This window comes from Klebsiella sp. CN_Kp104 (assembly GCF_040064515.1).
Classification (GTDB): Bacteria; Pseudomonadota; Gammaproteobacteria; order Enterobacterales; family Enterobacteriaceae; genus Klebsiella; species Klebsiella aerogenes.
On sequence record NZ_JBEAII010000029.1, the window covers coordinates 196,784 to 216,846 of the forward strand.

The window sequence follows — 20,063 nt, forward strand, 5'->3', positions numbered from 1 at the left end:
AACTACCCGCGATAATACCCGATCTCACGCCCTGAGTCACAGGAAGTGAGATCGGTTAAAGAGGATGAGGATATCAATCAGGCTAGCGGCAAATAAATATCGGTGCGGAGTTCATGCTCGCCAACTTCATGCACAAAATTGAGGTAGCGGAAGTACACCGGAAAATCCCTTAGCGTCTCCCCGGAGGCGGGCAGCCAGTCGCGATAGAGAAACCAGACGCTTTGCGCCAGCGCATCCAGCGAACCGTGATGGCGGGCCACTGCGCAACGGCCTGCCGGGATCTCGCCGTTAATCACGCCAAACGCATTTTCGCTAATCGGTTGCTCAACGGTGCCGCAGATATCAAAACGAAACGCGTCGCCTGGCGTTGTTTGCGGATCGTCCCAGGCAATGCCCCAAGTTTCGCTGGTGGCGACTGGCGACAGCCCGCTCGTTTTGCGCCATGCGATAAAACGCGCGGCGGTGGCGTTGACCAGGTCCGGGCTCCCGCGATGTTGCAATACGGCGATCCTTGTGGCTGGAAATTGAATAATGTTTACGTCCATCGAAGTTTGCTCCTGTAGCGTATGTTTCGGTACGCGTCGATGCCACTCGGCCCAATCCGGTCGCTGACGGAACTGAGTCGGGCTTTGATCAAACGCGGTACGGAAGGCGCGACTGAACGACTCCGAATTTTGAAATCCGGCATCAAGGGCAATATCGATGATTTTATCGTGCGGGTTGAAGGCCAGGCGCCAACAGGCGCGCCGCAGGCGTAACCACTGAATATACCGGTACAGCGGAACGCCGGTATACGCACTAAATTGCCGGTGAAAATGGTAAGGCGAGCTATACGCAATCGCGCTCAGCGCCTCCAGCGTTAGCGGCTCATCAAGATGGTTCTCAATGTACAAACAGACTCGCTGAAAACGCCCGACGTACGCCGGGCTGGCCTTAATATCGTTCATCGTCTCCTCCACGCGACACACTCTGCCAGAGCGAGGATAGCGATTCCTGACCGATCTTGCGCACTCTCCGGCGCGGGCATTATGGCGTGATTTTACGGATCTGCTTCACGTCGATCTCTACCGAGTTCCAGTCTTTATCGACTTCACCCTGAATTTCTACCGTATCCTGCGGGCCGACGGTCACGCCGTTCCAGCGCTTGTGGTCGATATCGACGTTCACCACGCCGGAGGCATCCTGGAATTTATACAGGTCATCAGAGATGCGCTCGACGATTTTACCGCGCAGGGTCACCCAGGTGTCATCGCGCAGCGACTTGGCGTTCGCCACGGTGGTCACCGCGCCGCTCGGCCCGGTGAAGCCGCCGGCCTGCGAGGTAGTGGTAGTAGACGGTCCGGTGAATCCACCCTGCCCGGCGGCCAGTACCGGCATGGAAACCAAAGCAATAATCGCGGTCATCGCAGCAATTTTTTTCATTTTATAATCTCCCTTATGTGTTGGTATGGCTCCTATTACGCCTGACAAAACTTAACGACTTCTTAAGCGGAAAAAAGAAATTTTAATGCTGTACATCCCCTGCATCAACGCGGTTTACTGCGCAAAGAAACGGGATCGTCGGAGGGAAACATGCGCATATTATTGGTGGAAGATGACAAACTGATCGGCGACGGCATCAAAGCCGGGCTGAGCAAAATGGGCTTCAGCATCGACTGGTTTACCGCAGGCCAGGAGGGCAAAAACGCCTTATATAGCGCCCCTTATGACGCCGCGATACTTGACCTGACTCTCCCCGGCATTGACGGCCTCGATATTCTGCGCGAATGGCGCGATAAAGGCCGTAATGAACCCGTGCTGATCCTCACCGCCCGCGACGCGCTTAGCCAGCGGGTTGAAGGGCTACAGCTCGGCGCCGATGATTATCTGTGTAAACCCTTCGCCCTCATTGAGGTGGCGGCGCGTCTCGAAGCGCTGATCCGCCGCGCTCACGGCCAGAGCAGCAGCGAGCTGCGCCACGGCAAGGTGAGCCTCGACCCGAACCGCTTAACCGCCAGCCTTGATGGCGAAAGCCTGGCGCTGAAGCCGAAGGAATTCGCCCTGCTGGAACTGCTTATGCGCAACGCGGGGCGCGTATTGCCGCGTAAGCTTATCGAGGAAAAGCTTTATAACTGGGACGACGAGGTCTCCAGCAACGCCGTGGAAGTTCACGTTCACCATCTGCGTCGCAAACTCGGCAGCGGTTTTATCCGCACCGTGCACGGCATCGGCTATACCCTGGGTGACGCATGAAACGACTCGCCCGTCTGAGCCTGCGCCTGCGCCTGACGCTGCTGTTTGTCCTGCTCACCAGCGCCGCCTGGGGGATTGCCAGCGTGATCGCCTGGCAGCAGACCAGCGAAAAGCTGGATAAGCTGTTTGATACCCAACAACTGCTCTTCGCCCGCCGCCTGAGCGCCATGAATGTCGATGAGCTGCAGGCGCGACCGGCGCAGATCCGCGAAAAGAAAAAAGTTAAACACGGCCATCTTGATGATGACGCGCTGGCCTTCGCTATTTTCACCCGCGACGGAAAAATGGTGCTTAACGATGGTGAAAACGGCGAAGATATTCAATGGGGTTCGCAGCGCGAAGGCTTCAGCGATGGCTACCTGCGTGGCGATGACGACGAATGGCGTTTTTTGTGGCTGACCACCGCTGACGGCCGTCATCGTATCGCCGTCGGCCAGGAGTGGGATTATCGCCGGGAAATGGCGATGGATATCGTCACCTCGCAGCTCACGCCGTGGCTGGTCGCGCTACCGCTGATGTTCGTGCTGCTCATCGTGCTATTAAGCCGCGAGCTGGCGCCATTGAAGAAACTGGCTCGAACCCTGCGCCAGCGCGCGCCGGATTCGGCGGAACGTCTGTCGGACGACAAAATCCCTTCGGAAGTTCGCCCGCTGGTCGATGCTCTGAATCAGCTATTCAGCCGTACCCACGAAACCATGCTACGCGAGCGTCGCTTTACCTCTGATGCCGCCCATGAGTTGCGCAGCCCGCTGGCGGCGCTGAAGGTGCAAACCGAAGTCGCCCAGCTTTCAATGGACGATCCCGAAGGTCGGGATAAAGCGTTGGCGCAACTACATCAGGGCATTGACCGCGCCACTCGGCTGGTCGATCAATTACTTACGCTGTCGCGGCTGGATTCCCTTGCGCAACTGGATGACGTGCAGCCGGTCGCCATCGACGACCTGTTGCAGTCGGCTGTAATGGAGATGTATCACCATGCGCAGCAGTCCGCCATTGAGTTACGCCTGCATCTGAACGCCAGCAATATCGTCCGCACCGGCCAGCCGCTGCTGCTCAGCCTGCTGGTACGCAATCTGCTGGATAATGCCATACGTTACAGCCCGCGCGGTAGCCAGGTGGATATCACCCTTTCCGCCCGCGAATTCCGGGTCCGCGACAATGGTCCAGGCATTAGCCCGCAAGCGCTGGCACGCATTGGCGAGCGTTTTTATCGCCCGCCGGGCCAGGATGCCCCCGGCAGCGGATTAGGCTTATCGATCGTTCGTCGCATCGCCGCGCTGCACGGCATGCGGGTTGATTTTGCTAACGCGCGCGACGGCGGCTTCGAGGCGCGCGTTTACTGGTAGCCACATTATTGCCAAAAATGCAAAAGACTTTGCACATTTTGCTCATTTTACTGCCCCGCTTCGCGGGGTAAAATTGCCGACAAATTTAATAGGTTGAGGGCAAAAAATGAGCAACATCCTGATTATCAACGGGGCGAAAAAATTCGCTCACTCTAATGGCCAATTGAACGACACCCTGACCGAGGTCGCGGATGGTTATCTGCGCGACGTCGGGCATGATGTTAAAATCGTCCGCGCGGAGAGCGAGTACGATGTAAAAGAAGAAGTGCAGAATTTCCTGTGGGCCGACGTGGTTATCTGGCAGATGCCGGGCTGGTGGATGGGCGCGCCGTGGACCGTGAAAAAGTACATGGATGACGTCTTCACCGAAGGCCATGGTTCTCTGTACGCCAGCGATGGCCGTACCCGCTCCGATGACAGCAAAAAATATGGCTCCGGCGGGTTGATTCAGGGCAAACAGTATATGCTGTCGCTAACCTGGAATGCGCCGATGGAAGCATTCACCGATAAAGATCAGTTCTTCCACGGCGTCGGCGTTGATGGCGTTTACCTGCCGTTCCACAAAGCCAATCAGTTCCTTGGCATGAGCGCGATGCCGACCTTTATCGCCAACGACGTGATTAAAATGCCTGACGTTCCACACGTCATCGCAGAATATCGCAAGCATCTGGCAGCGATTTTTGGTTAACTAGAAGCCTACATACAGAAGGAGTTGAGTTAACCATGTTAACAGTGATTGCCGAAATTCGTACTCGTCCGGGCCAGCACCACCGTCAGGCGGTACTGGATCAGTTCGCTAAAATTGTCCCTGTGGTACTGCAGGAAGAGGGTTGCCACGGCTACGCGCCGCTGGTTGACCACGCCGCTGGCGTGAGTTTCCAGACCTCCGCCCCGGATTCGATCGTAATGGTCGAGCAGTGGGAAAGCGTCGCGCATCTTGAAGCGCATCTGCAAACGCCGCACATGAAGGCTTACGCTGAAGCGGTCAAAGGCGACGTGCTGGAAACCAGCATCCGCATTCTGCAGGCTGGCGTATAAGCCCGACAGAAGTAAAAAAGGGAGCCTGAGGCTCCCTTTTTCGCATCTGGCGGCTGACGTCGGCTTAGGCTTCGAGATCCGCCATATCGCCTTTTTCCTGCAGCCAGTTGCGGCGGTCTTCAGAACGCTTCTTGGCCAACAGCATATCCATCACCGCGGTCGTTTGCTGCTCGTCTTCATCGGTGATGATGAGCTGCACCAGGCGGCGGGTGTTCGGGTCGAGCGTGGTTTCACGTAGCTGCATCGGGTTCATCTCACCCAGCCCTTTAAAGCGCTGTACGTTCGGCTTGCCCTTCTTACGTTTCAACTGCTCCAGCACGCCGGCTTTTTCTTCTTCCGTCAGCGCGTAGTAAACCTCTTTACCGAGGTCGATACGATACAGCGGCGGCAGCGCGACGTACACGTGGCCCTCTTTCACCAGGGTACGGAAATGCTTAACAAACAGCGCGCACAGCAGGGTAGCGATGTGCAGACCATCCGAGTCGGCATCGGCGAGAATACAGATCTTACCGTAACGCAACTGGCTTAAATCATCGCTATCCGGGTCGATACCAATCGCCACCGAAATGTCGTGCACCTCTTGCGAAGCGAGCACTTCATCGGAAGAGACTTCCCAGGTATTCAGGATCTTGCCTTTCAGCGGCATAATCGCCTGATATTCACGGTCACGCGCCTGTTTCGCCGAACCGCCCGCCGAGTCCCCTTCGACAAGGAACAGTTCGGTGCGGTTCAGGTCCTGCGCGGTGCAGTCCGCCAGCTTACCCGGCAGCGCCGGGCCGCTGGTGAGCTTTTTGCGCACCACTTTCTTGGCGGCGCGCAGGCGACGCTGGGCGCTGGAAATGGCCATTTCCGCCAGCAGCTCCGCCGCCTGTACGTTCTGATTCAGCCACAGACTGAAGGCGTCTTTAACCACCCCGGAGACGAATGCCGCGCACTGGCGCGACGACAGACGTTCTTTCGTCTGCCCGGCGAACTGCGGATCCTGCATCTTCACCGACAGTACGTACGCGCAGCGATCCCAGATATCTTCCGCCGACAGCTTCACGCCGCGCGGCAGAATATTGCGGTATTCGCAAAACTCGCGCATTGCGTCGAGCAACCCCTGACGCAGACCGTTAACGTGCGTACCGCCCTGCATAGTCGGGATCAGGTTTACGTAGCTTTCGGTCAGCAGTTCGCCGCCTTCCGGCAGCCACAGCAGCGCCCAGTCCACCGCTTCCGTTTCGCCGGAGAAGTTGCCGACAAACGGTTTTTCCGGCAGCAGCGGCAGGCCGTTGACCGCCTCGCACAGATAATCATTTAGGCCGTCCGCATAGCACCAGCGCTGCTCGCTGTTGTTCACCTGGTCGCGGAAAACAATTTCCACGCCCGGGCACAGCACCGCTTTCGCTTTTAGCAGGTGAGTTAGCCGCGAGACGGAGAAACGCGGGCTATCGAAGAAGCTTTCATCCGGCCAGAAATGGACGCTGGTCCCGGTGTTGCGTTTACCGCAGGTGCCGGTGACGCGCAGGTCTTCAACTTTTTCCCCATTTTCAAAGGCGATGCTGTAGACCTGACCATCGCGGCGCACGTTGACTTCCACGCGCTTAGACAAGGCGTTGACGACAGAAATCCCCACCCCATGTAGGCCGCCGGAGAACTGGTAGTTTTTGTTAGAAAACTTCCCGCCCGCGTGCAGCCGACAAAGAATCAGCTCAACCGCCGGAACCCCTTCTTCCGGGTGGATATCAACCGGCATCCCGCGCCCGTCGTCGATAACCTCCAACGATTGATCGACATGGAGGATGACCTCCACGCGTTTCGCGTGGCCGGCCAGTGCTTCATCCACACTGTTATCAATAACTTCCTGACCAAGATGGTTAGGACGGGTTGTGTCGGTGTACATTCCCGGGCGGCGGCGAACCGGCTCAAGCCCGGTGAGTACCTCAATGGCATCAGCGTTATATGAAGATTGCGTCATGGTGTGTATTCGTAGGTCGTTCTGAACCGCTTAGCGCAGGCCCAGAAAATCGATAATCTGGGTGAAATGATCTTCAAAGCCAACAAATGCGTGATTACCGCCCTCCTCGACCGTTTGACGGCAGGAGGCGAAGTAGTCAACAGCCTGGCGGTAATCAAGCACTTCATCGCCCGTTTGCTGCAATAACCAGATAAGGTCAGGCGCTTCCAGCGGGTCGATATGCATGACTTTAAGATCGTAAATATGGCGAGACTCTAGCACATATTGCTGCCCGGTGTACGGATTCTCATTGGGGCCAAGAAAATTATTCAGCAGTTCAAATGGCCGCACCGCCGGGTTAATCACCACCGCCGGCAGCATAAAACATTGCGACAGCCAGGTGGCGTAGTAGCCGCCCAACGACGACCCCACCACGCCTAACGGCTCGCCGCCGTGCTCCAGCACGATGGCTTCCAGCATCTCTGCCGCCTGCGCCGGGAAAGCAGGCAGTTCCGGCACCACCATGTTAATTTCCGGGTGGTGCTGCGCCAGCCACGTTTTCAGCGCCGTCGCTTTCGCCGAGCGCGGCGAGCTGTTAAATCCGTGCAGATAAAGAAGAGTAGACATCAGTATCCTTCTGAAGCGATATCCGGGTGAAACTCGGCGCCGCTGAGACGACAGACTTCAGTCGTCAACACGCCATCAGGATGCAGTTCAAGCCAGCGCCAGCCTGGAGAGACGGTATCGAGGGTGAAATTAGCGCAGTGCGGTTTAAACTGCACGCAGGTCGATGGCGTCGCCATCATCCGCCGCCCGTTCCAGTCGAGATCCAGCTCCTGGTGAATATGGCCGCATAGCAGGTGCTTAACCCGCGGATAGTTGCTCAGAATGTGGTCTAACGCCCCGGCGTTGCGCAGGCTATGCTGATCGAGCCAGCTACAGCCCGCCGGCAGCGGATGATGATGCAGTAATAGCAGCGTGTAGCGCTCAGGTTCAGCATTCAATTGATGCTCAAGCCACTCCAGTTGGAAATCGCTCAGCTCGCCGTGAGGCACGCCAAAGACCTGGCTGTCCAGCAGCAGGATTTGCCAATGATCGCCCAACAGGACGCGTTTTGCGGGAGAGATGCCGGCATCGTGCAGCGTGCTGTACATCGCCGGTTGGAAATCATGGTTTCCCGGCAGCCAGACGCAGGGTGCGGCAAAGCTCGCGATGCCTTCAGCGAAATGCTGATAGGCCGCGGCAGAGTGGTCTTGCGCCAGATCGCCTGTTGCTACAATCAGGTCGCATTCACGCTGTGAGGCATGTATCGCATCCAATACAGCCTGATAACTTTCCCAGGTATTGATACCCAACAGCGTTTCATGTTTTTCAGCAAACAGGTGAGTATCAGTAATTTGTAATATCCTGACTCTGGTCTCACCAGCCAGAGGTAGGTTTAACAGGCTTTCCAAATGGTGTCCTTAGGTTTCACGACGCTAACAAACCGGAATCGCCATCGCTCCATGTGCTAAACAGTAACGCAGCCAGTCGGCCAGAAACTGATTAATTTGATGCTTTTCGTCGCGTTGATGCAACTTTTTATTAGGGTAATCATATCTCGCTTTGAAGCGAAAAATCTGCTGACTTGAACACACTTCAGCCACCATGGCGTCGTGATACAGGCGCACCGTCATTGACGGCAGGCTCCAGTAGCTCACCGCAGGCATCGTCTGTTCTATTGTCACTAATGTAGTGTAGCGGGTCGATTCGACCACCGTTAATCGATATTGCGCCGCCCCCACCTGATAGTTCGCCATATCGCCGACCGCCTCAGTGCGAGGCAACAGGCGGCGCAGCTGGGCGAAATTGGTTTCGCACAGGCGCATCATTTCCGGGAAGTCAGGTGTATAACGCTTCATATTATTTCCACTCGTTTCGTAAGCTATGATAATGCAGCTGCAGCCATTGCAGGGCGATGACAGAAGCCGCGTTGTCGATTTTCCCCTCTTCTACCCACTGGTAAGCCTGTTCCCGGCTCACCACATGCACCCGAATATCCTCGTTTTCTTCGGCCAGGCCGTGAATGCCTTTTGCCGTCGATGCATCAACTTCGCCCACCAGGATCGATAACCGCTCGCTGGTGCCGCCTGGGCTTGCCAGATAGCTTAATATTGGTTTGGTGCGCCCAACTTCAAGCCCGGCCTCTTCCAGAGCTTCCCGGCGGGCGACATCTTCTACCGTTTCGCCTTCTTCTATCATCCCGGCGACCATTTCCAGCAGCCACGGGCTCTCGCTGGTATCATAGGCGGCAATGCGGATCTGCTCGACCAGCACAACTTCATCACGCACCGGGTCAAAGGGTAGCAAGACGGCGGCGTGCCCGCGCTCAAAAATTTCGCGGGTAACCTCGCCGCTCATCCCGCCGTTAAACAGGCGATGGCGAAAACGATACAAATCGAGCGAAAAAAAACCGCGATAGAGCGTTTCCCGTGCAATAATTTCTACATCGTTTTTAGAGAAGGTAATTCCCTGCTGATTAGGTTTGCTCATTGTCTGTGTCCTGCTCATCCGAAAGTAGGGATTTATAGGCCGTTTGGCTACCGTTTTACAGCCTGTATGTTAGATTGGTGCAAATTACCGCCCTATGGCACGTAACGCCAACTTTTTACGGCGACAGAGTCGATACAATCAGCGATTATTTTTAGAATTTGAGTAGCGCTAAATGCTTCACAACAAGGAATGCAAATGAAGAAACTTTTTCCCATCCTTATCGGCCTGGGCCTGACTGGCTTCAGCGCCATGAGCCAGGCAGAGAACCTGTTGCAGGTTTATCAGCAGGCGCGTATTAGCAACCCTGACCTGCGTAAATCGGCAGCCGATCGCGATGCTGCATTCGAAAAGATCAACGAAGCGCGAAGCCCATTACTGCCGCAACTCGGTCTGGGCGCGGATTATACCTATACCAGCGGGTTCCGTGATTACAAAGACCGGAACTCCAACGTCACCACCGGTTCACTGCAGTTAACGCAAACCCTGTTCGATATGTCGAAATGGCGCGCGCTGACCCTGCAGGAAAAAACGGCGGGCATTCAGGATGTCACCTATCAGACTGACCAGCAAACGCTGATTCTGAATACCGCGACGGCTTACTTTAAAGTTCTGGCCGCTATCGATACGCTCTCCTATACCGAAGCCCAGAAACAGGCCATCTACCGCCAGTTGGATCAAACCACCCAGCGCTTTAACGTGGGCCTGGTTGCCATCACTGACGTGCAGAACGCCCGCTCGCAATACGACGCCGTGCTGGCAAATGAAGTGACCGCGCGTAACGACCTCGACAACGCCGTTGAAGAGTTGCGTCAGGTCACCGGCAACTACTATCCTGAGCTGGCGTCGCTGAACGTTAACGGCTTCAAAACCAACAAACCGCAGGCGGTGAACGCGCTGCTGAAGGAAGCGGAAAACCGTAACCTGTCGCTGCTGCAGGCGCGTCTGAATCAGGATCTGGCTCGTGAGCAGATTCGCCAGGCGCAGGATGGCCATTTACCTACTCTTGATTTGAATGCTTCTACCAGTGTCTCTAATAACCGTTATAGCGGTTCCAAAAAGATTTCCCCGGACGCCGATATCGGGCAAAACACAGTCGGCCTGAACTTCACCCTGCCGCTGTATCAGGGCGGGATGGTTAACTCACAGGTGAAACAGGCTCAATACAACTTTGTCGGCGCCAGCGAGCAGCTGGAAAGCGCGCACCGCAGCGTGGTGCAGACCGTGCGTTCGTCGTTTAACAACGTGAATGCCTCCATCAGCAGCATCAATGCCTACAAACAGGCCGTTGTCTCTGCGCAGAGCTCCCTGGATGCGATGGAAGCGGGTTATTCGGTGGGTACGCGTACCATCGTTGACGTGTTGGATGCGACCACCACGCTGTACAACGCCAAGCAGCAGCTCTCCAACGCCCGTTATAACTACCTGATCAACGAGCTGAATATCAAGTCCGCTCTCGGCACGCTGAACGAGCAGGATCTGATCGCGCTGAACAACACGCTGGGTAAAGCGATTCCGACTTCACCGGACAGCGTTGCGCCGGAAAATCCGCAGCAGGACGCCGCCGCTGACGGTTATGCGAACACCGCTTCCGCACAGCCGGCTGCCGCCCGTACGACGAAGACCAGCGGTTCTAATCCGTTTAGCCACTAATCGTTGAACGCGATGACGCCTCGTCTGGCCTTCGGGTCAGGCGGGGCGTTAAACGTAAGGCAACGTAAAGACCTCCGCTTTTACCCTCTTTCGCTTCATTTTCCACCACTCATACTCTATCCTGAGCGTTGACAAACGCACTACCACTGGGTCCTGGAAGACAAATATGAAACGGACAAAAAATATTAATCATGCGTCGTTCCGCAAAAGCTGGAGCGCTCGCCACCTGACGCCGGTCGCCCTTGCCGTCACCGCCGTCTTTATGCTCGCCGGTTGCGAAAAAACTGACGAGACGGTTTCTCTGTATCAGAACGCCGATGACTGCTCCGCGGCTAACCCAAGCAAAGCCGCAGAGTGCACCACCGCCTACAATAACGCGGTGAAAGAAGCCGCGCGCACCGCGCCGAAATACGCCAGCCGTGAAGACTGCGTCGCCGAGTTCGGCGAAGGCCAATGCCAGCAGGCGCCGGCTCAGGCGGGCGTCGCCCCGGAAAACCAGGCGCAGGCGCAAAGCAGCGGCAGCTTCTGGATGCCGCTGATGGCCGGCTACATGATGGGTCGCCTGATGGGCGGCGGCATGGCCGCGCAGCAGCCGCTGTTTAGCTCGAAGAACCCGGCCAGCCCGGCCTACGGCCAGTACACCGATGCCAGCGGTAAGAGCTATGGCGCGGCGCAACCGGGCCGTACCATGAACGTGCCGAAAACCGCGATGGCGCCGAAACCGGCAACCACCACGACCGTCACCCGCGGCGGTTTTGGCGAATCCGTCGCTAAGCAATCGACGATGCAGCGTAGCGCCGCGGGCTCCAGCTCCTCTTCACGCTCGATGGGCGGTTAAGCAGCATGGAAAGAATCAGCATTACCGAGCGCCCGGACTGGCGCGAGAAAGCGACCGAGTATGGCTTCAACTTTCACACCATGTACGGCGAGCCGTACTGGAGCGAAGAGGCCTACTACAAGCTGACGCTGGCGCAGGTTGAAAAGCTCGAAGAGGTCACCGCCGAGCTGCATCAAATGTGTCTACAGGTCGTTGAGAAAGTGATCGCCAGCGACGAGCTGATGACCAAATTCCGCATCCCTAAGCACACCTGGGGCTTTGTGCGTCAGTCGTGGAAAACCAACCAGCCGTCGCTGTATTCGCGTCTGGATCTGGCCTGGGATGGCGTGGGCGAACCGAAGCTGCTGGAAAACAACGCGGATACGCCAACCTCGCTATATGAAGCAGCGTTCTTTCAATGGATCTGGCTGGAAGATCAGCTTAACGCCGGTAATCTGCCTGCCGACAGCGATCAGTTCAACAGCCTGCAGGAAAAGCTGATTGAACGCTTCGGCGAGCTGCGTGAACAGTTTGGCTTCCAGCTGCTGCATATGGCCTGCTGCCGCGATACCGTTGAAGACCGCGGCACCGTGCAGTATCTGCAGGACTGTGCGGCAGAAGCGGGCGTCGCCACCGAGTTCCTGTATATCGAAGATATCGGTCTTGGCGAGAAAGGTCAGTTTACCGATTTACAGGATCAGGTCATCGGCAATCTGTTCAAGCTCTATCCGTGGGAATTTATGCTGCGCGAGATGTTCTCCACCAAGCTGGAAGACGCCGGCGTACGCTGGCTGGAGCCGGCGTGGAAGAGCATTATCTCCAACAAGGCGCTGCTGCCGATGCTGTGGGAAATGTTCCCCAACCACCCTAACCTGTTGGCGGCTTACTTCAGCGAAGATAACCATCCGCAGCTTGAGAAGTACGTCATTAAGCCGATCTTCTCCCGCGAAGGCGCCAACGTGTCGATCGTTGAAAATGGCAAAGTGGTGGAGGCAGTGGAAGGTCCCTACGGGGAAGAAGGCACCATCGTGCAGGAGTTTTATCCGCTGCCGAAATTTGGCGATAGCTATACGCTGATTGGCAGCTGGCTTATTAACGACCAGCCTGCCGGGATCGGCATCCGTGAAGATCGGGCGCTGATCACCCAGGATCTTTCGCGTTTCTATCCGCACATTTTCGTCGAATAACGGCAAACCCCGGCAACCTGAGTGGCCGGGGTTTTTTCATGTGCGATAGCTGCCGTTACGCGGCGCCCACGACCACCGACAGCATGCTCAGCGACCCCATTTCCATCCCTTCGACCGGGATCGTTATCGGCTCTTCACCATCCCACGCTCCCAGAATATAGAGCAGCGGCAGGAAGTGCTCAGCCGTTGGGTTAGAGAGCGAACCACCTTCATGGCTTAAATAATTCACCAGCGGATGCGCTTCGACTGGCCCTTTCCAGTTCAGATTCGCTTTGACATAGTCGTTAAACGACTGGGCCCACGGATACGGCGTGCTTTCGCCATGCCAGCGCGCGGTACGCAGGTTATGCACCACGTTGCCGCTCGCCACCAGCATAATGCCTTCATCACGCAGCGACGCCAGCTTACGCCCCATCTCCAGATGCCATGCCGCGGGCTTAGTGCTATCGATACTTAACTGAACCATGGGAATATCGGCATCAGGGTACATTTTTATCAGCACTCCCCACGAACCGTGGTCAAAACCCCATGCCTCTTTATCGAGGGCGACGGGCACCGGCGCCAGCAGTTCAACCAGATGCTGCGCCAGCTCCGGCGATCCCGGCGCAGGGTAGTGCGTATCGTATAAGGCCTGCGGGAAACCGCCAAAATCATGAATGGTTTTCGGCGCTTCCATCGCCGTCACGCCCGTCCCGCGAGTAAACCAGTGCGCGGAAATAACCACGATAGCTTTCGGCCGCGGCAGCGTTTCGCCGAGATGACGCCAGGCGCGGGTATAGATATTATCTTCCAGCACGTTCATCGGGCTACCATGGCCTAAAAACAACGCTGGCATACGGGTACGGGACATGATGGTATCCTTCAGTAGGGAGTATTTGATTCCTTCACATTACGCGCTTTTAGCCACAGATAAACTCAGATAAGCGTGATGATCATCATCAGAAAATTTGAAGGTGAAAAATCTCTCCCATGTACCCGCAGAGAAAGCATATTAGCTCGACCCAGAAACAACAAAGCCCACCGTAAAGTGGGCTTGTCATCAGAACAGCGGTAACTTAGCTGGCTTTGCGATCGTGCTCGCGGCGGTAAGCCACCAGGTCTTCAATGGTGACAACGGCCATGTTGTGCTGCTGAGCGAACTTGATGCACTCCGGCGCGCGCGCCATGGTGCCATCGTCGTTAGTCAGTTCACAGAGAACGCCTGCCGGTTTAAAGCCCGCAAGGGTCACCAGGTCGATGGTCGCTTCAGTGTGGCCGCCGCGGGTCATTACGCCGCCAGGCTGCGCGCGCAGCGGGAAGACGTGGCCCGGACGGTTGAGATCGGAGGGTTTCGCGCCATCGGCAATGGCGGCGCGCACGGTCGTGATGCGGTCAGCGGCGGATACGCCGGTGGTTACGCCTTCTGCCGCTTCGATGGTCACGGTAAAGCCGGTGCCGTAGGCGCTGGTGTTGTTCTCCACCATCATCGGCAGGTCAAGCTGCTTGCGGCGATCTTCGGTCAGGCACAGGCAGACAATGCCGCTGCCGTGACGAATGGTCAGCGCCATTTGCTCAACGGTCATGGTTTCGGCGGCGAAAATCATATCGCCTTCGTTTTCACGGTCTTCATCATCAAGCACCATCACACCGCGGCCTTCGCGCAGTGCGTCTAAAGCGTGTTCCACACGTTCAAAAGCGGTACCAAAAGAAGAAAGGAGCGTCTGATTCATGGTAAAAAAACCTCATTAAAATTATGGTTACCAGAATCAGGGCAGTCTTAGGAGTGCCGGTTTAGCGGCAAAAGTCAACGCAAGCGGATCGTAACCCGACTGAGCCGTTACTCTCTCCCATCCGGACTTTAACCGTCGGCCCCGGAATTACACCGGATCTGCTGACCTTCCCGTTTTCACTGGAAGCGCTCGCGGGCTTTCAACGCGCAGGTTGATTTACCGCCGGTGGGGAATTTCGCCCCGCCCTGAGAATAAGCGAGATAACTATAACGCCATTAACTATCTTCATCAATGGCTACTCACTCGACATCTTACATTTGTGGTTTATAGGCGCTCCCGTTCGCACTACAATGAACGCTAACTAGACCAGTGCAGGAATCCGCCATGATTGACCCGAAAAAAATTGAACAAATCGCTCGCCAGGTCCATGAATCGATGCCGAAAGGCCTTCGCGATCTTGGAGATGACGTAGAAAAGAAAATCCGCCAGGTACTGCAATCGCAGTTAACTCGTCTGGATTTGGTCAGCCGCGAAGAGTTCGATGTGCAAACTCAGGTTCTGCTGCGCACCCGCGAAAAGCTGGCTTTACTGGAGCAGCGCATTAGCGATCTGGAAAGCCGTTCAGCTGCGCCGAAGAGCGAAGAACAGCAATAAAAAAACGGGCCTGAATGGCCCGTTTGAGATTGATGATAAACCTCATGCAATCTTTGCACTTACAGATTGCACCGATAAAAAATATGGAAAATCAATTTATTGATTTTCGGCTGATAACCACAAAGAAGGAAAAACCACGCTTTTTCCTTCTTTGTCAGTAGTCTGACGGGCCTGAATGGCCCGTTTTCATTTGGCTTAGTGCTCTAACTCGGCCGGGCTATTCACCTGACGACAATAAAGCTCATAGCGTTGGCAAAACCATTCACGATGTTCCTCATCCATATTGCCGACAATAGCCTGAAGATCAACCGAATGGCCTTGCGCGTGCATCCTGGCGAAACTACGTGCCAGAAAATCGAAGTTCTTCATAGAATACATATCGTTATGGTTCATCCGCATACTCCTTCAGCCGTTGGCGTTCTGATTGGTCATATGCCTTTTACTCACTTCAGTATTTACGCTTACCTTAACGTATTTTGTACGAAAAATGCGCTTAACCGGGTTATTTATTGCGCTAAATCATTTTCCGCATGATTAAATAAAAACGGCCCGCGAAGGTATCCCCGCAGGCCGTTGTAGACCGCTCCGTTTAGAGCGGTAAAGCGTATTGATTATTTGTCGCTATCTTTCTGAATCTTCTTGATAATATTGGTAGTCGAGCAGCCATCTTCAAAGTTGAGCACCAGCACTTCGCCGCCGTTGGCCCATACCTCTTCGCTGCCGGCGATCTGCTCCGGCTTGTAATCACCGCCTTTCACCAACAGATCCGGCAGGATCCCGGCAATCAGCCGCTGCGGCGTATCTTCTTCGAACGACACCACCCAGTCGACCGCTTCCAGCGCTCCCAGCACGATCATCCGCTGTTCAAGCGGGTTCACCGGGCGGGTTTCGCCTTTCAGACGTTTGGTTGAGGCATCGCTGTTGACGGCGACGATCAGACGATCGCCCAGCTTGCGCGCATTGGCCAGATACGAAACGTGACCCGCGTGCAGAATGTCGAAGACGCCATTGGTCATCACCACTTTTTCGCCACGCTTACGCGCCGCGGCAACCGCCTGTTTTAGCTCTTCTTCGCTCATCACGCCAAAACCGGTATCGGCACGCCCGCGCACCGCATTTTCCAGCTCGATTGGCGAAACGGTGGACGTCCCCAGCTTGCCGACCACCACACCGGCCGCGGCGTTAGCGAAATAGCAGGCCTCTTCCAGGGTGTTACCCGCCGCCAGCGTCGCCGCCAGCACGCCGATAACCGTGTCGCCTGCCCCGGTGACGTCATACACTTCCTGCGCCTGGGTCGGCATATGCAGCGGCGGACGACCCGGCTGCAGCAGCGTCATACCCTGCTCGGAGCGCGTTACCAGCAGTGCGGAAAGCTCGAAGTCGGCGATGATTTTCATCCCGCGTTCGACGATTTCCGCTTCATCTTTACACTTTCCGGCGACCGCTTCGAATTCAGACAGGTTCGGCGTCAGCAGCGTCGCCCCGCGATAGCGTTCAAATTCAGTGCCTTTCGGATCAATCAGCACCGGTACGCCGGCATCCCGCGCCAGCTTAATCATGGTCTGCACGCTGGTCAGAGCGCCTTTCGCGTAGTCTGACAGCACCAGCGCGCCGATCGAACCCAGCGCCTGCTGAATACGTTCATGCATCGGCTGTGGATCAACCCCGGAGAAACCCTCTTCAAAATCGAGGCGGATCAGTTGCTGGTTGCGCGACAGCACGCGCAGCTTGGTAATGGTGGGATGCGTCGGTACCGACACGAAATCACACTTCACTTTTACGTCAGCCAGCGCTTTGCTAAGCGCGCGCGCGGCATCGTCGATACCGGTCAGGCCGACCAGACGAGAAGTCGCGCCGAGCGACGCAATGTTCATCGCCACGTTAGCCGCGCCGCCAGGGCGTTCTTCGATATTTTCCACCTTCACCACCGGCACCGGGGCTTCCGGGGAAATACGGCTGGTAGGGCCATACCAGTAGCGGTCCAGCATCACATCGCCTACCACCAACACTCCTGCACGTTCAAACTCTGGCAGCGTTACTTTCATTACTCTCTCCTGCGAGATGCAAACTTTGCGCGCGATAATAGCACACCCGCTTTGTTAGTTAAGCCATCAACCACTTCTGCCAGCTGGCGCTTACCTGCTGACGTTCGCCGTCAAAAGCATCCGGCGCAACGTTGCCCGGCAGCTCCTGCAGCGCCAGATGGTGCAACGCATCGCGTAACGTGGTGTAGGCATGGGTAAGCGCCCGCGCCTCGTCCTCATCCATGATGTCGTTCTGCGCCAGCAGCTCCAGAATACGCACATTATCGGACCAGCGCGTTAGCTTTGGCTTTTCATGCGCGTAGCGCAGCACCAGATATTGCGTAATAAATTCAATATCAGTGATCCCTCCGGCATCGGCTTTGATATCAAAGCGATCGCGCTGCTTATTGCCGAGATGAGCGCGCATCTTTTCCCGCATCTCACGTACTTCGGTCTGCAGCGTTGCGCCTTCACGCGGCGTGGTCAGGATATCGCGGCGGATCGCATCGAAGCGCGCCTGCAGCGCCGGGTCGCCATACACCACCCGGGCGCGAACCAGCGCCTGATGCTCCCAGGTCCAGGCTTCATTGCGCTGATAATCGGCGAAGGCATCGGCGGTGGTCACCAGCATGCCCGCCGCGCCGGATGGACGTAAGCGAGCGTCCACTTCATACAGGATGCCCGACGAGGTGCGGGTGCTGAAAAGATGCATGATTCGCTGGGCAAGGCGCAGATAGAACTGGCGACCATCGATTTCCCGCTCGCCGTCGGTCATCACCTCCATCGGACAGTCGTGGAGGAAGACCAGATCGAGATCGGAACTATAACCCAGTTCCCAACCGCCGAGTTTACCGTAACCTACTACCGCAAAACCGCGCCCCTGGCGGTCGCGAAGATGGGTCGGCTGACCGTAGCGGGCGACCATCTGTAGCCACGCCTGCTGCACCACCGCGTCGATCATCGCCTCTGCCAGCCAGGTTAAGTGATCGCTCACTTTCATCACCGGTAGCGTGCCGGCAATATCGGCGGCGGCGATGTGCAGCAATTGCGCCTGTTTAAACTGACGCAGCGCTTCCAGCTGCTGTTCTTCATCTTCTTCCGGCACGCGCAGCAAATACTGGCGCAGTTCATCGCGGTACGCATCGGTCGCCGTCGGTTGATAAAGCGTGTTCGGATCCAGCAGTTCGTCCAGCAGCAGCGGGTGGCGCGCCAGCTGGCTGGCAACCATCGGCGAAGCGGCGCACAGGCTAATCAGGTGTTTTAACGCGCCGGGGAATTCGCTGAGCAGCTCCAGATAGGTGGTACGGGTGACGATTCCGGTCAGCAACGGGGTGATTCGCGCCAGCGGCAGCGGCGCATCCGCCCGTGAGCAGACCTCGCTGAGCAGATGCGGCATCAGCTGGTCGAGTACCTGCCGCCCGCGCGGGCCAATGGTGCGCCGGTCGAGCTCTTTGCGAAAATCAGCGATCAGCGCCAGCACGCTGCGCCGATCGTTGTCATCAAGGTGCGCCAGCGCCGGCGTAGTGTCGTCTTCTTCCAGCGCGTCCTGCCACAGTTCGCGCCAGTACTCTTCCAGCTGTTCATCCGGCGATTGCGCTTCATCGTCGCCAATCAGTTCGTTAAAGACGCGACGCACGCGGCGCATCTGCTCTTCCAGCTGTGCGCTGAGCGTCTGCCAGTCGGCGACGCGCATCCCCCACGCCAGACGCGCGCGGTTGAGCTCATCCTGCGGCAGGGTTTGGGTTTGCTCGTCGTTAATGCTCTGCAGCAGGTTTTCGAGACGGCGCAGGAACAGATAGGCTTCGCGCAGCTGGGCGGCATCGCCTTCCGGCAACAAATGCAGCTCGTCAATCGCCGTCAGCGTCGGCAACAGCGCGCGCTGCTGCAAGGCCGGTTCGCGACCGCCGCGGATCAGCTGGAAAACCTGGACGATAAATTCGATTTCGCGGATGCCGCCCGCGCCAAGCTTGATGTTGTCTGTCAGGCCGCGGCGGCGCACTTCACGGGCAATCATCCCTTTCATGTTACGCAGAGACTGAATGACGCTGAAATCGATGTAGCGGCGGAAGACGAACGGGCGCAGCATGGCGCGCAGTTCATTGGCGTACACGCCATCGTTATCGCCCATGATCCGCGCCTTTACCATCGCGTAGCGCTCCCAGTCGCGCCCCTGCTCCTGGTAATAATCTTCCAGCGCCGCAAAGCTCAACACCAGCGGGCCGCTGTCGCCAAATGGTCGCAGACGCATATCCACACGGTAGACGAAACCATCCTGCGTCGGCTGATCGAGTACTTTGATTAATCGCTGGCCCAGACGGGTAAAGAACTGGCCGTTATCCAGCTCACGGCGTCCGCCCTGGGTGGCGCCGTGTTCCGGCCAGGCAAAAATCAGGTCGATATCGGAAGAGAAGTTAAGCTCTCCGCCGCCCAGTTTCCCCATGCCCAGGATCATTAGCGGCTGCGCTTCGCCCTGCGCATTGCACGGCGTCCCCCACTCCCGGCAGCAGGCGGCGTACAGCCAGTCGCGGGCGGCGACGATTAAGGTCTCCGCCAGGGCGCTGAGCTGCTGCAAACTGCTCTCTTCGCTCACCAGCAGCAGCGCCTGCGCCCAGGCGATACGCACCATCATCCGGCGGCGGAACTGGCGTAGCTCGCGCATCAGCGCAGCCTCGTCAGTCACGTCTTGTAGCTGTTCCGCCAGCCAGTCGCCGTAATGGCGCCATTCGTCGGCCTGCGGCGGCGCGCTTTCCAGTTCAGCCAGCCACTGCGGCTGAGCGACCAGATTCTGTTCAACGAACTCGCTGAATGTCATCACCGACTGCGCCTGCAAACTTAACGTCTGCAGGGGAAAATCTGCCGGAAGGCGGTTTACAACCGTCTGCCAGTGCTGCTGTAACTGCGAAGAAAGCGCCATTATAGGGGTCTCCCTGGCCTG

The 20,063-nt window shown here is 56.8% G+C and carries 21 protein-coding genes and 1 riboswitch; of the genes, 9 read left to right on the plus strand and 12 right to left on the minus strand.

The features are described from left to right. Positions 1-77: 77 nt before the first annotated feature. Together ABLU80_RS15875 and ABLU80_RS15880 are read right to left on the minus strand one after the other, a co-directional pair. A complete protein-coding gene (locus ABLU80_RS15875) occupies positions 78-947 on the minus strand; it encodes an AraC family transcriptional regulator (RefSeq protein ID WP_045414311.1) in 870 nt (289 codons plus the stop codon). 79 nt (positions 948-1,026) lie between these two features. After that, positions 1,027-1,422, minus strand: coding sequence for a YgiW/YdeI family stress tolerance OB fold protein (locus ABLU80_RS15880; protein ID WP_015369658.1), 396 nt, complete (start codon positions 1,420-1,422; stop codon positions 1,027-1,029). Between the two features lie 150 nt (positions 1,423-1,572). On the opposite strand from ABLU80_RS15880, the gene qseB reads away from it, so the two are divergent. From qseB to ABLU80_RS15900, 4 genes are all read left to right on the plus strand, one after another. After that, a complete protein-coding gene (gene qseB / locus ABLU80_RS15885) occupies positions 1,573-2,232 on the plus strand; it encodes a quorum sensing response regulator transcription factor QseB (protein WP_032712534.1) in 660 nt (219 codons plus the stop codon). Then, positions 2,229-3,578 carry a quorum sensing histidine kinase QseC gene (gene qseC, locus ABLU80_RS15890; protein WP_163389142.1) on the plus strand — a complete coding sequence of 450 codons (1,350 nt, stop codon included), beginning with the start codon at positions 2,229-2,231 and terminating at the stop codon, positions 3,576-3,578. The genes qseB and qseC overlap by 4 nt, the downstream gene beginning before the upstream one ends. Positions 3,579-3,684: 106 nt before the next feature. Continuing rightward, a complete protein-coding gene (locus ABLU80_RS15895; protein ID WP_032709174.1) occupies positions 3,685-4,266 on the plus strand; it encodes an NAD(P)H-dependent oxidoreductase in 582 nt (193 codons plus the stop codon). A 35-nt stretch (positions 4,267-4,301) separates the two neighbouring features. Then, complete coding sequence (locus tag ABLU80_RS15900) at positions 4,302-4,616, plus strand: putative quinol monooxygenase (RefSeq protein ID WP_015369654.1); 315 nt, start codon at positions 4,302-4,304, stop codon at positions 4,614-4,616. A 64-nt stretch (positions 4,617-4,680) separates the two neighbouring features. On the opposite strand, the gene parE is transcribed toward ABLU80_RS15900, so the two are convergent. Genes parE through nudF form a run of 5 tightly spaced genes read right to left on the minus strand, consistent with a single transcriptional unit; the run spans position 4,681 to position 9,087 of the window. Continuing rightward, a complete protein-coding gene (gene parE, locus ABLU80_RS15905) occupies positions 4,681-6,576 on the minus strand; it encodes a DNA topoisomerase IV subunit B (protein WP_348850173.1) in 1,896 nt (631 codons plus the stop codon). 30 nt (positions 6,577-6,606) lie between these two features. Next, positions 6,607-7,182 (minus strand): esterase YqiA, encoded by a 576-nt coding sequence (gene yqiA / locus ABLU80_RS15910; protein ID WP_045377729.1) that lies wholly within the window; start codon positions 7,180-7,182, stop codon positions 6,607-6,609. Beyond that, positions 7,182-8,009, minus strand: coding sequence for a 3',5'-cyclic-AMP phosphodiesterase (cpdA, locus tag ABLU80_RS15915; RefSeq protein ID WP_015369651.1), 828 nt, complete (start codon positions 8,007-8,009; stop codon positions 7,182-7,184). Before cpdA ends, yqiA begins: the two co-directional genes overlap by 1 nt. 24 nt (positions 8,010-8,033) lie before the next feature. Further along, on the minus strand, positions 8,034-8,456 hold the full coding sequence (locus ABLU80_RS15920) for a DUF1249 family protein (protein WP_015703512.1): 423 nt from the start codon (positions 8,454-8,456) through the stop codon (positions 8,034-8,036). Between the two features lies 1 nt (position 8,457). Then, positions 8,458-9,087, minus strand: a complete 630-nt coding sequence (nudF, locus tag ABLU80_RS15925; RefSeq protein ID WP_015369649.1) for an ADP-ribose diphosphatase — start codon at positions 9,085-9,087, stop codon at positions 8,458-8,460. A 195-nt stretch (positions 9,088-9,282) separates the two neighbouring features. On the opposite strand from nudF, the gene tolC reads away from it, so the two are divergent. The 3 genes from tolC to ABLU80_RS15940 all read left to right on the plus strand — a co-directional run bounded on the left by tolC (position 9,283) and on the right by ABLU80_RS15940 (position 12,741). Next, entirely contained in the window at positions 9,283-10,737 is a 1,455-nt protein-coding gene (gene tolC, locus ABLU80_RS15930; RefSeq protein ID WP_348850174.1) for an outer membrane channel protein TolC, read from the plus strand. A 166-nt stretch (positions 10,738-10,903) separates the two neighbouring features. Then, positions 10,904-11,575: a DUF1190 family protein gene (locus ABLU80_RS15935; protein ID WP_015369647.1), complete on the plus strand. Its 672-nt coding sequence runs from the start codon at positions 10,904-10,906 to the stop codon at positions 11,573-11,575. Positions 11,576-11,580: 5 nt separating this feature from the next. Beyond that, positions 11,581-12,741 (plus strand): glutathionylspermidine synthase family protein, encoded by a 1,161-nt coding sequence (locus ABLU80_RS15940; protein WP_316553264.1) that lies wholly within the window; start codon positions 11,581-11,583, stop codon positions 12,739-12,741. A gap of 55 nt (positions 12,742-12,796) precedes the next feature. Here the strand turns inward: ABLU80_RS15940 and ygiD are convergent, their stop codons facing one another. Together ygiD and ribB are read right to left on the minus strand one after the other, a co-directional pair. Further along, the gene (gene ygiD / locus ABLU80_RS15945; protein ID WP_045364182.1) at positions 12,797-13,591 is read right to left on the minus strand and encodes a 4,5-DOPA dioxygenase extradiol; all 795 of its coding nucleotides are present in this window, start codon (positions 13,589-13,591) and stop codon (positions 12,797-12,799) included. A gap of 205 nt (positions 13,592-13,796) precedes the next feature. Next, positions 13,797-14,450, minus strand: coding sequence for a 3,4-dihydroxy-2-butanone-4-phosphate synthase (gene ribB / locus ABLU80_RS15950; RefSeq protein ID WP_015703517.1), 654 nt, complete (start codon positions 14,448-14,450; stop codon positions 13,797-13,799). A 105-nt stretch (positions 14,451-14,555) separates the two neighbouring features. Then, positions 14,556-14,707, minus strand: a riboswitch (FMN riboswitch). Between the two features lie 127 nt (positions 14,708-14,834). On the opposite strand from ribB, the gene ABLU80_RS15955 reads away from it, so the two are divergent. Next, positions 14,835-15,104, plus strand: a complete 270-nt coding sequence (locus ABLU80_RS15955) for an accessory factor UbiK family protein (RefSeq protein WP_015369643.1) — start codon at positions 14,835-14,837, stop codon at positions 15,102-15,104. 195 nt (positions 15,105-15,299) lie between these two features. Here ABLU80_RS15955 and glgS read toward each other — a convergent pair whose 3' ends face one another. Beyond that, positions 15,300-15,497 carry a cell surface composition regulator GlgS gene (gene glgS, locus ABLU80_RS15960; RefSeq protein ID WP_015369641.1) on the minus strand — a complete coding sequence of 66 codons (198 nt, stop codon included), beginning with the start codon at positions 15,495-15,497 and terminating at the stop codon, positions 15,300-15,302. Here glgS and ABLU80_RS15965 point away from each other — a divergent pair. Further along, complete coding sequence (locus tag ABLU80_RS15965; protein WP_015369640.1) at positions 15,489-15,638, plus strand: hypothetical protein; 150 nt, start codon at positions 15,489-15,491, stop codon at positions 15,636-15,638. The genes glgS and ABLU80_RS15965 overlap by 9 nt on opposite strands. Before the next feature lie 77 nt (positions 15,639-15,715). On the opposite strand, the gene hldE is transcribed toward ABLU80_RS15965, so the two are convergent. Both hldE and glnE read right to left on the minus strand, forming a co-directional pair. Next, positions 15,716-17,149 (minus strand): bifunctional D-glycero-beta-D-manno-heptose-7-phosphate kinase/D-glycero-beta-D-manno-heptose 1-phosphate adenylyltransferase HldE, encoded by a 1,434-nt coding sequence (gene hldE, locus ABLU80_RS15970; protein WP_047039414.1) that lies wholly within the window; start codon positions 17,147-17,149, stop codon positions 15,716-15,718. 58 nt (positions 17,150-17,207) lie between these two features. Continuing rightward, complete coding sequence (gene glnE, locus ABLU80_RS15975; RefSeq protein ID WP_348850208.1) at positions 17,208-20,045, minus strand: bifunctional [glutamate--ammonia ligase]-adenylyl-L-tyrosine phosphorylase/[glutamate--ammonia-ligase] adenylyltransferase; 2,838 nt, start codon at positions 20,043-20,045, stop codon at positions 17,208-17,210. Between the last annotated feature and the right edge of the window lie 18 nt (positions 20,046-20,063).